General features: G+C 58.9%; 14 protein-coding genes. 6 read left to right on the forward strand and 8 right to left on the reverse strand.

Annotation, left to right across the window (positions count from 1 at the left end):
* Positions 1-20 precede the first annotated feature (20 nt).
* Both Q8R10_RS17470 and Q8R10_RS17475 read right to left on the reverse strand, forming a co-directional pair.
* The gene (locus Q8R10_RS17470; protein ID WP_305655123.1) at positions 21-1,166 is read right to left on the reverse strand and encodes a serine hydrolase domain-containing protein; all 1,146 of its coding nucleotides are present in this window, start codon (positions 1,164-1,166) and stop codon (positions 21-23) included.
* Between the two features lie 109 nt (positions 1,167-1,275).
* The gene (locus Q8R10_RS17475; RefSeq protein ID WP_305655124.1) at positions 1,276-3,492 is read right to left on the reverse strand and encodes a beta-galactosidase; all 2,217 of its coding nucleotides are present in this window, start codon (positions 3,490-3,492) and stop codon (positions 1,276-1,278) included.
* A gap of 178 nt (positions 3,493-3,670) precedes the next feature.
* Here Q8R10_RS17475 and Q8R10_RS17480 point away from each other — a divergent pair, with 178 nt between their 5' ends.
* Positions 3,671-4,495, forward strand: coding sequence for an HDOD domain-containing protein (locus tag Q8R10_RS17480; protein WP_305655125.1), 825 nt, complete (start codon positions 3,671-3,673; stop codon positions 4,493-4,495).
* 9 nt (positions 4,496-4,504) lie between these two features.
* Here the strand turns inward: Q8R10_RS17480 and dinG are convergent, their stop codons facing one another.
* Positions 4,505-6,649 (reverse strand): ATP-dependent DNA helicase DinG, encoded by a 2,145-nt coding sequence (dinG, locus tag Q8R10_RS17485; RefSeq protein ID WP_305655126.1) that lies wholly within the window; start codon positions 6,647-6,649, stop codon positions 4,505-4,507.
* Between the two features lie 104 nt (positions 6,650-6,753).
* Here dinG and Q8R10_RS17490 point away from each other — a divergent pair, with 104 nt between their 5' ends.
* Complete coding sequence (locus Q8R10_RS17490; RefSeq protein WP_305655127.1) at positions 6,754-7,236, forward strand: CopD family protein; 483 nt, start codon at positions 6,754-6,756, stop codon at positions 7,234-7,236.
* Positions 7,237-7,278: 42 nt separating this feature from the next.
* Here the strand turns inward: Q8R10_RS17490 and Q8R10_RS17495 are convergent, their stop codons facing one another.
* The 4 genes from Q8R10_RS17495 to Q8R10_RS17510 all read right to left on the reverse strand — a co-directional run bounded on the left by Q8R10_RS17495 (position 7,279) and on the right by Q8R10_RS17510 (position 10,319).
* Positions 7,279-8,055, reverse strand: a complete 777-nt coding sequence (locus tag Q8R10_RS17495; RefSeq protein WP_305655128.1) for a collagen-like protein — start codon at positions 8,053-8,055, stop codon at positions 7,279-7,281.
* On the reverse strand, positions 8,048-8,326 hold the full coding sequence (locus tag Q8R10_RS17500; protein WP_305655129.1) for a DUF1145 domain-containing protein: 279 nt from the start codon (positions 8,324-8,326) through the stop codon (positions 8,048-8,050). The genes Q8R10_RS17495 and Q8R10_RS17500 overlap by 8 nt, the downstream gene beginning before the upstream one ends.
* A 469-nt stretch (positions 8,327-8,795) precedes the next feature.
* Positions 8,796-9,521, reverse strand: coding sequence for an OmpA family protein (locus Q8R10_RS17505; RefSeq protein WP_305655130.1), 726 nt, complete (start codon positions 9,519-9,521; stop codon positions 8,796-8,798).
* Between the two features lie 108 nt (positions 9,522-9,629).
* Positions 9,630-10,319: an OmpA family protein gene (locus tag Q8R10_RS17510; RefSeq protein ID WP_305655131.1), complete on the reverse strand. Its 690-nt coding sequence runs from the start codon at positions 10,317-10,319 to the stop codon at positions 9,630-9,632.
* Positions 10,320-10,451: 132 nt separating this feature from the next.
* Here Q8R10_RS17510 and Q8R10_RS17515 point away from each other — a divergent pair, with 132 nt between their 5' ends.
* Positions 10,452-10,949 carry a DUF6231 family protein gene (locus Q8R10_RS17515; RefSeq protein WP_305655132.1) on the forward strand — a complete coding sequence of 166 codons (498 nt, stop codon included), beginning with the start codon at positions 10,452-10,454 and terminating at the stop codon, positions 10,947-10,949.
* A 2-nt stretch (positions 10,950-10,951) separates the two neighbouring features.
* Positions 10,952-11,428, forward strand: a complete 477-nt coding sequence (locus Q8R10_RS17520; RefSeq protein WP_305655133.1) for a YchJ family protein — start codon at positions 10,952-10,954, stop codon at positions 11,426-11,428.
* Positions 11,429-11,479: 51 nt separating this feature from the next.
* Here Q8R10_RS17520 and Q8R10_RS17525 read toward each other — a convergent pair whose 3' ends face one another.
* Positions 11,480-12,031 (reverse strand): hypothetical protein, encoded by a 552-nt coding sequence (locus Q8R10_RS17525; protein WP_305655134.1) that lies wholly within the window; start codon positions 12,029-12,031, stop codon positions 11,480-11,482.
* A gap of 112 nt (positions 12,032-12,143) precedes the next feature.
* Between Q8R10_RS17525 and Q8R10_RS17530 the strand changes: the two genes are divergently transcribed.
* Entirely contained in the window at positions 12,144-12,641 is a 498-nt protein-coding gene (locus tag Q8R10_RS17530; protein WP_305655135.1) for an LEA type 2 family protein, read from the forward strand.
* Positions 12,642-12,646: 5 nt separating this feature from the next.
* Complete coding sequence (locus tag Q8R10_RS17535) at positions 12,647-12,862, forward strand: SEC-C metal-binding domain-containing protein (RefSeq protein WP_305655136.1); 216 nt, start codon at positions 12,647-12,649, stop codon at positions 12,860-12,862.
* The last annotated feature ends 168 nt before the right edge of the window (positions 12,863-13,030 follow it).

The raw sequence follows: 13,030 nt of genomic DNA on the forward strand, positions 1-13,030 counted from the left end.
CAAGTTGCCGGCGGCGCAAGCTACAAACACTGCCCAAGAACACGGGCGAGCTGTTGCGCGCGCGGGTCCATCAACACATAAGGCCCCAGGCTATTGGTGACAAAACCGAAGGCCACTTCCCGCTCGGGGTCGGCGAAACCCACCGAGCCACCGGCACCAGGGTGACCGAACGCCTGCGGGCCCAGCCCGTAAGTGGCGTTGGCTACGTCCGGCTGATCAAGCATGCAGCCCAGGCCAAAACGGGTATCGGTCAGCAAGGTTCGGTCTGGGCCGAGGCTGTGCTGGCGACGCAGCTCGCTCAGCAGTTCAGTGTCCAACAAACGCCCATCCAGCAAACCGCTATAAAAACCGGCCAGGCTGCGGGCATTACCGTGACCATTCGCGGCCGGCTGCTGCATGCGCCGCCACTCGGGCTTGTTGGTGCTGGTCATAATTGAGGGCGGATTGGCAAAGGCCCGGGTGGTCATCGAGTTTGGTTCGCCGAACATGCACTTGAGCAGGCGTTGCGCGGCGGCGTCGCCCAGATCGCCCTTGACGCGACTGACATGCGCCACCCGCGAAAACTCGCTGTCGGCCAAGCCGACATGAAAGTCCAGTCCGAGCGGCTGGGCGGTGCGCGCCACAATCGACTCACCCGGCCCGCGCCCATCGGCCCGACGCAGCAACTCACCGACCAGCCAGCCATAGGTAATAGCGGCATAACCATGCCCCTCGCCCGGAGTCCACCAAGGTTGCTCGGCCGCCAACGCCGCGGCCATGCGGCTCCAGTCATACAAAGCCTCAGGCGGCAACAGCTCACGCAGGGCTGGCAAACCGGCCTGATGGCAGAGCAACTGGCGCAGCGTGATCGCTTGTTTACCGGCGCAGGCAAATTCAGGCCAGTAATTGGCAACCGGCACATCGAGGGCCAACTTGCCCTCCGCCACCAACTGCAAGGCAGTCACGGCCGCAAAGGCTTTGGTGCAGGAAAACAGATTGACGATGGTGTCGGTCTGCCACGCCTGGACGCCGTCTTTGTCGGCGACACCGGTCCAGATATCGACTACCGTTTGCCCGCCAATCTGAATACAAAGAGCGCCACCACGTTGCTGCGGCTCAGTAAATAGCGCGGCGAAGGCGTCTTTAACCGCTTCAAACTGAAAATCAAAATAACCCTGAATCTGCACGCGCCAACTCCTGCGGCAAGAGTGAAATAAGCGGTATTAGTGCAGCGCACCGCTCACCTGGGAATAGCTCAAGAGCCGTAAACGGCTCTTGAGCTAGGCCAAACAAGCTTTACGGCGCGCTCTTGGCGGGTGCCGGCAAACCGTCTTTGGCCAGCGCCAAGTTGGCCTTGCGCACCCCTTCAACAAAACCCTGGAAAGGTCGATCGGTAATACCTACCAGTCCGAGGTGACCGTTCTCGCCATCGAGTAAGCGGCCGCTGAGCGGTTGATCGAGGTACTGAAACCAGTGCACACCGACAATCAATGGCTCGGCCAGCGCCTGCTTGAGGAAGTTGGCATAGGCTGGCGCGCGCTCTTCCTCGCTGTAGACCTCGCTGACACCGCCCCAGAACGGTCCACGGTCACGCGAGCCGAAGTGAAACTCGGTGACCATTACCGGCTTGTCCAAGGTACGCAAAACAGCAAAGTCATAGCCATGCTGTGGCTCGCGGGTATAGAAGTTAAAACTCAGCACATCGCAATACTGCGCGCAGGCGGCCACCGCCTCCGGGGTGCTGATGGCAAAACGGCCACCGAGCAACAGGTGATTTGGCGAGTGCCACTTCAGCGACTCGGTGATGGTTTTGAAGTAGGTATCGGCAAACAAGCGTTGAAACCGCTGTAAATCCGCCTCAATGGCCGGATGCTCGGCGCTCGGTAGCGGCGCTTGGAAGCCTGGGTCTTCCATCAACTCCCAGGCCGGTAACTCAATGCCCCAGGCCTTGGAAAGCCCCTGTTGATTGCGGTACTTGTCGCGCAACAACTTAAGAAATGCCCGTTTGGCTGGTACATCGGTGCTCAAACGCAGGGTGTTATAGGCCAGCGCATAACGGGCCTTGGGCTCGGTGCCCTGATCGGCCCAGGCCAGCTCGTTATCGGCGAAATAACCGAGCAACCAAGGGTCATCACGATGGTCACGGGCGGCAATCGCCACGGCCCGCTCGGTGGCCAAAGCAAAGCGCGGGTCAAAAGGATCGGGCATGCCACCCCACCAATCCAGCCCGGTGCTGATGGTGGCGTAGTCGCCATGAATCAACAGCGGAATGGTGTAAGGCACCCGCTGCGCGGCGATTAGCGCCGGCTCACTCCAGTTGCCGATGGTGTTAAAGCCCCAGGCTTGCAGGCGATCGAGGGTATTGGTCACCCAATTAGCCTGGGGTTGCTTACCGTAGCTGCGTTCCAGGTTCGCACCATAAAAATCAAACCAGCGGCCGTGGCCAAACGCCCGGCCTTTGGCTGAACCGGTATCACTGCGGTTATCGGCGCTGCCGAAATAACTGGCCAGCGCCTCGCCCTCTTTCGGCAAGGCGGCAAACATTGACTCGCGGCCTTCTACATAGGTCGGGCTGTTGTCGGCGGTAACTGTGTTGACACCCAACGAGTAGAAAGGATGACCTTCGGGCGTGACCAGGTACCAGCGGTCATCGCGTTTTTCAGTACGAAAGAAACCTTTCGCCTCAAAGCTTGGACCACTGAGCAAGCCGCCAAACTGATCTTGCTTGGGCCGCTGGCTTAGCCAGTTTTTCAGTTGTGCTTGTTCTTTATCTGCGGCGGCTTTGAGCTGGGCATCGCTGCTGACTTTTTCCGGCCACTGGCCGCGACTAAACTGACCATAGGCATCGACGATATTGGCGTACGCCGCCGCCTGTACGGGCGCCACATCCTGCACCCCAAAGCGGCCGAGCAAAATGCTCTGGGTGGCATTCGGCTGGTTCAACGACAGGCTCACCGCCACCACTTGGCTGGCCTGCAACTCGCCGGTCACGACACTGGCCAACAGCACCTTCTTGCCCTCGTAATGCCACGGCATTGGCGGCCCGGCGCGCATCCCCTGCATCAATGGCGAACTTGCTTGCAGCGGCACCAGCAAGGTTTGCGCAGGTCCAGCCGGCAACGCAATGCTGGTGCGCAGTACCTTGCCGTCGGCACTTTCAATCTGCACCTCGAGAGTCAAGGCCCAGTCCATGGCGTTTTGCACCCGCAGGCTCATGGCGCCAGCGGTTGACCAGTCCCAACTGCCACTTTGTGGGGTCAGGCGCACACTCGGCTGCGCGGCCTGATTAAAATTTAGCCGACGCAGAATTTCGCCATCGCTGCTGACTTCGGCAGTCAGGCTCGGCAGGCTGGCATCACGGGTAACCACCTGCACCACGTCCATCGGCTTAACAAAGTTGTACAGCGTCTGGCCGTCCGCTGCCTGCGCGCCGGGGGCGCAAAATACCGCGCCAAAACACAGGGCTACCTGCGCGCACAGGGCAACCAGCGGACGAAAGGAAGACAACAGCATTGTGACTCGCTCCTAGATTAAATATGTGCAGCCAACGGACCTCTGGCTGGCAAGGCGGCCATTGTGCGGCACCGTTGCGGGTTTTGTCTTTCACCGGTCCATTGTTTGTAAAAACAAAAGGCGTAAATCCACTTTGCTGACTATGTTTTCCTTATCCACTACAACAAGGGCTACTGTCATGGAACTCAACGCGCTTTTTAATCAGCTACACAGTTTGCCAAGCATCCCAAAAGTGGCCCAAGAGCTGATTGTGCAATTTGACAACCCCAGCACCAACATTGACAGCGTGGCCCGCAACATTTCCTTGGACCCGGTGATCGCCGCAAAAGTGCTGCGCTTAGCCAACTCGGCACGTTTTCGAGGCGCGCGCGAGGCCACCAGCGTAGAAGACGCGGCCATGCGACTAGGCTTCAATACCCTTCGCACCCTGGTACTGGCCTCGGCAGTTACCGGTGCCTTTAAAACCGACTCAGGCTTCGACCTTAAAGGCTTCTGGATTCACACCTTTCAGGTCGCCGGCATCTGCCGGATGCTCGCCAAACAGCGCGGCGAAGCGGTTGAGACGGCCTTCACCTGCGGGATGATGCACAACATTGGCGAGTTACTGATTCAAACCGGCGCGCCAGATTTGGCCGCGCAACTCAACCGCAGCGGCAAAATCGATGCCGCTCAGCGGGTGGCGCTAGAAACCTTGCAGCTGGGCTTTGGCTTCCCGGAAGTCGGCGCCGAACTCGCCCGTCGCTGGCAATTACCCAAGCTGATTCAGGATGCCATTGCCTACCAAGCCCGTCCCACTCAAGCACCCGCTGGCATTGTGTTACCAATGCTAATCGCCCAAGCGGTGCACATCGCGGAAACCGTGCGCACCCATGGCGGCGTCACCGATGAGGCAAAAGCCGCCTTAAACGGCCCGCTGTTTGAGGGCATTGACCGGGATAAACTGTTTGGCGCACTAGAGGAATCACTGGAAGCCGATAAAGCCTTTGCGCAACTGCTTAGCTAACCATAAGTTTCAATCAATAATCCGCCGAAACGGTGGCAAGGCGTTCAAAATCGCCTTGCCATAACGCTGGGTCACCACCCGCCGATCCAGCAGAGTGATAGTTCCACGATCTTCCTCGGTGCGCAGCAAACGCCCACAGGCCTGCACCAAGCGCAATGAGGCATCCGGCACGGCCAATTCCATAAAGGGATTACCGCCGCGCGCCTCGATCCACTCAGACAAGGCCGCCTCCACCGGATCATCCGGCACCGCGAAAGGAATCTTGGCAATCACCACGTGCTCGCAATAGGCGCCGGGCAAATCCACCCCTTCGGCAAAACTGGCCAAACCGAACAACACGCTGGCCTCACCGCCATCGACTCGCGCTTTGTGCTTATTCAAGGTTTCTTGCTTGGACAAATTGCCCTGAATAAACACCCGCTTGCGCCACTCGCGCTCCAGACCGTCGAACACTTCCTGCATCTGCTTGCGCGAGGAAAACAGCACCAAGGTGCCGCGTGAACCCTCCACCAACCCCGGCAATTCACGAATGATCGCCGCCGTATGGGCCACCGAATCTCGTGGATCGGCGCGCAGATCAGGCACCCGCAACACTCCGGCATCGGCATGCTGGAAAGGGCTCGGCGCCACAGTGGTCACCGCGCCTTTAGGCAAGCCGGCGCGCATTCTGTATCGATCGAAGGTGCCCAGCGCCGTTAGCGTGGCCGACGTCACCACCGCACCATAAGCGACATTCCACAGATTACGGCGCAAGGTTTCGGCAGCCAGAATCGGGCTGGCATTGACCTCAATATCAAACAACGCGCCACTCTCGGCCAAACTTAGCCAGCGGGCCATCGGCGGATTGTCCTGCGGGTCTTCGGTGCTAAAGGCCGTCCATAACTCCCAATTGCCCTGGGCGCGCGTCAGCAAGCTACCAAACAGCGGATACCACTCCTCGGCCTGATGGCTGGCGATGCCAATGCTGACCTCGCCATCCATGGCTTTTTTGAGCAGATCAGTCAGGCGGGTGAACAGATCGTTCAAGCGCGCAAAACCCTTCTTCAACTCAATCGCCATCTCGCGCAAATGTTCCGGCACCAGCCCGCCGGCAAAACGGTGGCGCGGACGCTCGCGGCCCTGCATATCTTCGCCGGCGCGAAAATCCGCCAACTGCTCGCAGGCGCTGAACATAAATTGCTGCTGGGTTTTGATCTCGCGGGCAAGCTCTGGCACCTGCTCGATCAGCCGGCCGAGATCACCGGGCAACGGATGCTGGGCCAGCAGTTTGGTCAGGTTCTTGGCCGTCTGCTCCAGCCAGTCGGCGGTCGAGCGTAGCCGGGTAAAGTGGGCGAAATGGCCGATGGCTTTGTCCGGCAGGTGATGGCCTTCATCGAACACATAGAGGGTATCGCGTGGATCGGGCAGCACCGCACCGCCGCCCAGGGCCAGGTCGGCCAGCACCATGTCGTGGTTGGTGACAATCACATCGACCTTACTCATGCCCTCGCGTGCCTTATAAAAGGCGCACTGCTGGAAATTCGGGCAATGGCGATTGGTGCATTGGCTGTGATCGGTGGTCAGGCGCGCCCAATCCGGATCTTCCAGCGCCTCAGACCAGCTGTCGCGGTCGCCGTCCCAGTGATTGCCGGCGAGTTTCTCGATCATCTGAGTAAACAGCTTTTGACTGCGCTCATCGACTGCAATGCTGAAACCCTCTTCGGCAAACAGCTGCGCGGTGGCACTTTGCGCCTGGCCCTCTTGCAGCAATAAATCGAGCTTGGACAAGCACAGATAACGGCCGCGGCCCTTGGCCAGGGCGAAGCTGAAATTCAGCCCGCTGTTACGCAAGATATCCGGCAAATCCTTGTGCACCACCTGCTCTTGCAACGCCACAGTCGCAGTGGCGATCACCAGCCGTTTACCGGCGGCTTTGGCCAGCGGAATGGTGGCCAGGCAATAGGCCACGGTTTTACCGGTGCCGGTGCCCGCCTCGACCACCACCACGGCAGGATCACCGTCACGCCGGTTGTCCTCATCGGTACTGATGGAGCCCAAGGCTTTGGCCACCTCGGCGATCATCAGCCGTTGGCCATAGCGCGCCTTCAGGCCCTTGGCTTCGAGAAAGCGCGAATAAGCGCCCTGGATTGTCGACTTGAGTTCAGTACTGAGCATGGAGTTCTACGAAGGACAAAAGACTGGATAAATTTTCAGTAGTTTAACCGGGCGGCTATGATAATGCCCGCCAAAGCCATTACCGACAGACAGGAACTTTACCCATGCCCCTCGACAGCCTCCTCACCCTCGACAGCGTCTTCTATGCCCTGCACGTACTCAGTGCCCTGATCTGGGTAGGCGGCATGTTCTTCGCCTGGATGATCCTGCGCCCCGCGGCGGTCAGCGCCCTGCAAGGGCCCGCTCGCCTGACATTATGGCTGGAGGTGTTTCGGCGCTTCTTTCAATGGGTGTGGTTGACGATTGTGCTACTGCCGATCAGCGGTGTGGCCATGCTGGAGTCGCGCTTCGCCGGTTTTGCCGGCGCGCCGAAAAGCGTGCAGGTGATGATGGGCCTGTATATCGCCATGCTGGCGCTGTTTCTGCGGGTGCAATTGCTGCAACTGCCGCAGTTGCGTCAAGCCGTAAGCAACGAAGACTGGCCGGCCGGCGCCAGCGCCCTGGGGAAAATTCGCCGCTTGGTCGGTTTTAATCTGTTGCTGGGTTTGAGCTTGGTGGCTATCGCCGCCGCCCGGCCGAACTTCTGAAGACTTGCCGGCGCCTCCGGTGCGCGCCGGCAAGTCATAGCCTCAGAGGCCTGTCGGCGCTAAAGCCACTCGGTTAAAGCTGCCATCCGGGCCAGAACTACCCGCTTTGCCGGCAGCACCGGCTTGGCCTGCGCTACCGCCGGCGGCGTCGTAGAGCAGACAGTTATTCACTGCGCCGCCACGCCCACCCTGGCCGGCGATGCCTGCTGCGCCACCCGCACCACCTTGCAGATTAAATTTCAGCACCTGTGGGTCAAAATTTGTCGGCACTTCTAAACGCAACTGACCACCGGCCGCGCCCGGCTGACCATTGCCCGCCGACTGACCGCTCTCACCGTCGCTCGCCTGCCCCCAAAGGCAACCGCCCGCCTCACCCGCCAGCCCGTCCAGGCCATGCTGACCGGCAGCGCCTACGCCACCGCGCAGATCCACCGTCAGATCACTGAGCCGGACATTCTCCAAACGCAGATTCAGATCGCGCCCCGCCAGCGCCGGCTTTTTGCTGCTGCCGGCAGCGCCACGGGTACTGATATGGCTACCAGCGGCCAACTCACCATGCAGCACCACTAGGCGAAACCCTTGGGTGCTGGGCGCGATACCAATATGCGCATCCTGGCCCAACAGCAGCTCAGCAACCTGTAGTTCGTTAAGGTTGGCGGGCAATAACAAGGTGGCATGCTCAGCCACCTCCAAGCGTTTTAGCACCAAGGTCGTGCCGCCCGCCGGGAGCCGCAGCAAGGTATTGGCCTCGACCTTTACCTGCGTATCGGCCAAGGCCCAAGAGCAACTCAAGAGGGCCAGCCAGCATAAATTACGCATGCTCAACCTCCAGCAGTGTCGCTGGCGGCAAGCCAAACAGATGAAACGCCCCAAACAGCAGCACTTGCAGACGCTCTAACCAGGGTCGCGGACGCTGCTCTAAGCGTGCGTTGAACAGCAGTAATTCAAGCCCGTGAATGAGCAAAACCGAAGCGCCAGCCACGTGCAGAAGCACGCCAAAGGGCTTCGCAAAACTTGCCAACAGATTTACCAGCACCAGCGCCCAAAACAGCAGTGCCAGCAACTTCCCCAGTCGCAAAAAAAATCGCATATTGCCCGCCCTTTACAGGTTTTATTTGCTCGCACCATAACTGCTAAGTTGCGCCGGGGGCTAGGGTTTGTTGCCGTTTCATTCACGGCCGCGCCGGAGCCTGTTTTTGCGCAAGGCAAGGCCCGAGGAGCGTGGTTTGGTTGTTCCAAATGAGCGACGAGAAACGCCGCCTCGCGCAAAAACAGGCCCGGCCCTTCGGGTTGCGCGGGAAATGGCCCCCGCTGTTGTTGCAGGACTTGGCAAGGGAATAACCATTACCGGCGTCCTGCGCAATCCCCATGGATGGGGTGAATGCCGCAAGCCCGCCGGGAGCGGGCGCGGCCTAACCGGGGGCCATTTCTCGCGGCAACGCGGCTCGCGATGAAACGGTAACAGACCCTAGTGCCAGCAGAAAAAACAACGGGGGCCTGCACAGTAGTTTTCACACGGCCTGCGAGCCCCCCCCCCCGTTCAGATACAGCTTGCTAGATTATCGATCGACCACAATTTCCACTCGGCGATTTTGTGCGCGGCCGGCATCGGTGGCGTTATCGGCCACTGGCTGGCTCTCACCGAAGCCTTCGGTTTTGACCTTGTCAGCCGCCACGCCTTGGCTCACCAAAAAGGCTGCCACGCTGTCGGCACGGCGTTTCGACAGTTTTTCGTTGTAGGCATCCGAGCCAACACTGTCGGTATGGCCTTTCACCAAGACAGCAATCACTGCGCCATCAGTTAACCGGTTACTGATTTGCGCCAGTAGATCATTGGCTTCTGGGGTTAGGGTGGCCGAGTCGAAATCAAACAAGACCTTATCGCTGAGGATAATGACCTCATCTTGCGCGGCGGCAACCGGTTCCTGAACCGTTGCCTCTGGGTAGACTTTAATGGCACAACCATTGGGATTAACCGGCGTATTGGCCGGGGTTCCAGGGCAGGTATCGCGTCGATCATGCACGCCATCGGCGTCTTCATCACCATCTTGCGCATAACAGATCAGCCCAGCAAACAGTGCACCAATCGCCGCACCGCCGCCGGCCCAGGCGGAGCTCTCGGTAGCACCTAGGCCACCGCCCGCCAAAGCACCAACCGCACTACAAATTGGCCAGTTCCTTTCGTTGAGCGCCGCATCTCCGTTACTACTGGTAGAGGCGCAACCAGAAAGAACACTACTGACCAGAAGAAGGGGTACTGCTGCCCTTGAGAGTAGAGTTCTCATGGTAGGTATCTCCTGTGTCACCGGCAGATGCCGGTAACACAGGAGTAAAGACCCGGATTCTGTAGTTCACAAGCCGTGAACTACAGGCACAGACAAAAGCCGAAAGGCTTAATTATCTACCGCTATAACCACGCGGCGGTTCATCGCGCGGCCATCTGCAGAGGCATTGTCCGCCACTGGATCGGCTTCACCCATGCCGCCTACTGCGACAATATTGGCCTGTGGCACACCCGCCGCAACCAGGTAGTTGGCAACCGACATGGCACGGCGTTCGGACAGTTTCAGGTTGTAAGCGTCTGAGCCAACACTGTCAGTAAAACCAACCAGACTCAACTTGGCATTCGGCGCATCTTGGCGCAGTTTACTGGCAACAGTATCGAGCACCGACTTATCCGCCGCGGTCAACTCGGACGAGTTAAAAGCAAAGTGCAGGTTATCCACCACTATGACTTCATCGACCTGCACAACTTCAACCACCTCCTCAACCACAGCCACCTCTACCGGGCAGCCGACCTCGTCAACTTGAGTGCCTATGGGGGTGTCAGGGCACTTGTCGGTTTTATTCACCACCCCATCGCCATCGGCATCACCATGCACCCAGCAATAGGCGACGCTCAACACCGCGCCAGTAGCGCCAACAACGCCAGCCATGGTCGAGCTCTCAATCGCCCCCAGCGCGCCCCCGGTTACGCCACCGATTGCCGCGCACATCGGCAAGTCACCTTTCTGATAAGTACTGCAACCACTTAACACGCCAGCGACCAGCAGTAGCGGAACTGTTGTCTTAAACATATTCATAAGCGCGCTCTCCTGAGTTGATCGGACTGAAGCCGATTGTTTTTGCAGTAAAGACTGGGTTTTTAAAAAGCGCCAGCTCTAGGCCTGCCCGTAATGGCGCGCTAGTCTTGCCGCCTACATTGAGGACTTTTGATGATTGAGCGTTTTTCTTCTCGCACGCCACAGCAAGCCTTGGCCGCATTACTTGCCCAGCACGCACCGCAAAGTTTGCTGTTGATCGGCTCAGACCAGTTGCCCGCACTGCAGGCCTTTCTTGTCGCGCACCCCGATTGTCACTATGCCCATGCGCTGGCCGGCGACCTACCGGCGGAACTTGCTGCGCAGCGCTTTGACCTGGCGATTTTTGTCGATTGCCTGGAGCACTTAAACAAGCGCAGCGGTCTGCAGTTACTTGCCGGTGTGCGCAACCTGAATGCCAGCAAATTGGCGGTACTGGTTGACCTTAAGGCATGCGACTGGCAGCTGAGCGACTTCTACTCACTGGCCTTGCAAGCCAGCGAGCAGTTTCAGCGTGATGCGCAAACCCTGACCCTGTTCACCTATGACCTGCGCGAATACAAACAGGTACCCGATTGGCTAAATGCCAAGTTCTGGGCCAACCCGCAACTGTTCGGCAAGTACTGGTGGTAACCATGAGCCACGCCTGCCCCTGCCCCTGCGGCAGCGGCGCCGCGCTGAGCGATTGCTGCGGGCGTTACCATGCAGGCTTTCCGCCACGCGACGCCGAACGTCTGATGCGCTCGCGCTACAGTGCTTATGTATTGGGCTTGATTGATTATCTGGTCAGTAGCACCTTGCCGGTACAACAAGGGCAACTTGACCGCGCCGCCATCAGTGCCTGGAGCAGCCAAAGCCACTGGCTTGGCCTCACAGTAGAAAGCAGCCAATTGCTGGCAGGCGATCCACCCCACGCCTTTGTCACTTTTATGGCCCGCTGGCGGGATGCGGAGGGTGAACAGGCGCAACGCGAACGCTCAGCCTTTGTGCAGGTTGCACAGCAGTGGTACTTCATCGACCCCAGCGTACCGCTCAAAGCCACCCGCAATGATCCCTGCCCTTGCGGCGGCGGGCAGAAATTTAAAAAATGCTGCGCACCTTATTTGGCTTGATACAGCACCACTAGCAAGCAGAGAGAGCACCCCATACCGGCATCTAGCGTCTTACTGCAATTTAAGGTGCGAGGTATCTGGCGCTGGCGCCGCCGGTTCGGCCTTTACCTGGCCCATATCGCTGCCCGCCGGGGCCAGACTGAACTGGGAAAAATCCACCGCAGGCGGCGCGACTTCAGGTTGGGCGTCCTGCAAATCCACCCCCAGTGGGGCGATGCCAAAGTCCAAGGCCTCAACCTCGGCGAAGGCCGCCATATATTCATCCCGCGGCAACACCTGTAATCGTCCCGGCGCTTGAGTACCGACAGCCGCAGCTGCGGTGACGGGCAACGTCGGGGCAGCTGCCGGCGGCGCGGCCAGTTCAATCTCTTCAACCACCATGGCCACGACCTCGACCACGGCGCCAGCACGCTCCAGAGTGAGCCGGTATTTCTCGGCTGATGCGGCGTCCAGATTGTTTTTGATCACCATCCGCCGCCCGGAAAACAGCAAGGCAATCCGCTGCGCATCCGCTTGAAATAACCGGGCCATATTGGCCTGCACCGTTGCAAGTGGAGCACCCGCCACCAAGTGGCCGGAAAAGGCAATTTCAAAGCGGATCATGGTCACACTCCTGTACGATTCTGGGCCTAGTATGGCGCAGATTTTTTCATCTAAACAACAGGTTGCGGCCAAGCAACCGCTTGTTACACTGCGCCATCGATTGGAGTAGCGAATGTTTCACCCGGCCCTCATCAGAAAACTTCTTTGCACGCTGCTGAGCCTTGGCCTGCTGCTGTGTTTTGCTGGCTGTTCCAGTTTAATCAGCGATGACTTGCGCGACCCCAGCGTTCGCCTGTTAAAAGTCGATGTGGTCAAGGCCAAGCTGCTTGAGCAAAAATTCGTCCTGCACTTTCGCATCGACAACCCCAACAACATGAGCTTGCCAGTGCGTTTCTTGCACTACAAGGTCAGGCTCAATGGCGTGCCACTGGCCGAAGGCGAGTCTGATCGCGACTTCGTCATTCCAGCCAAAGGCCACCAGAATTTTGCGATCCCGGTGCGCACCAACCTCTGGCGCCACCTTAAACAGATCGTCAATCTACTCGAAGACCCAACCGAGCCCATCAGCTATCAGCTGCAGGGCGAAGTAAAAACCGGGTTGATGTTTGGACGCAGCGTGCACCTTGAGCGTAATGGCGAGATAATCCCCGGCAACTACATCCCGGAGTAAGCCCCATGCAACAAGAGCCCCATGTTCACGGCCCCGACTGCCAGCACGACCACGACCACGATCAGCAACATCAGCACAGCCACGACCAGGGCCACGTGCATGGTCCCGACTGCGGCCACGCTCACGCAGAGCCAGTGCGCAACCCGCTGAAGGATGTTGGCCGCAATGATCCCTGCCCATGCGGCAGCCAGAAAAAATTCAAGAAATGCCACGGCGCCTAAACTAGACGCCACACTTAGACCCGCCAGGCCTAGCAGCCTGTCGGACTTAGGACTGTCCTACTGCGGAAAAGCCGGACTTGGTCATTTTTCGCGCTCTTTTTCGTTAAAGAGAGCGACTATTCGCCTCAAAAGAGCGCAAAAACTGCCTCAAACCGGTCTTTCCCTCGC

This window comes from Pseudomonas sp., from assembly GCF_030698175.1.
In the GTDB taxonomy this organism is placed as follows: Bacteria; Pseudomonadota; Gammaproteobacteria; order Pseudomonadales; family Pseudomonadaceae; genus Aquipseudomonas.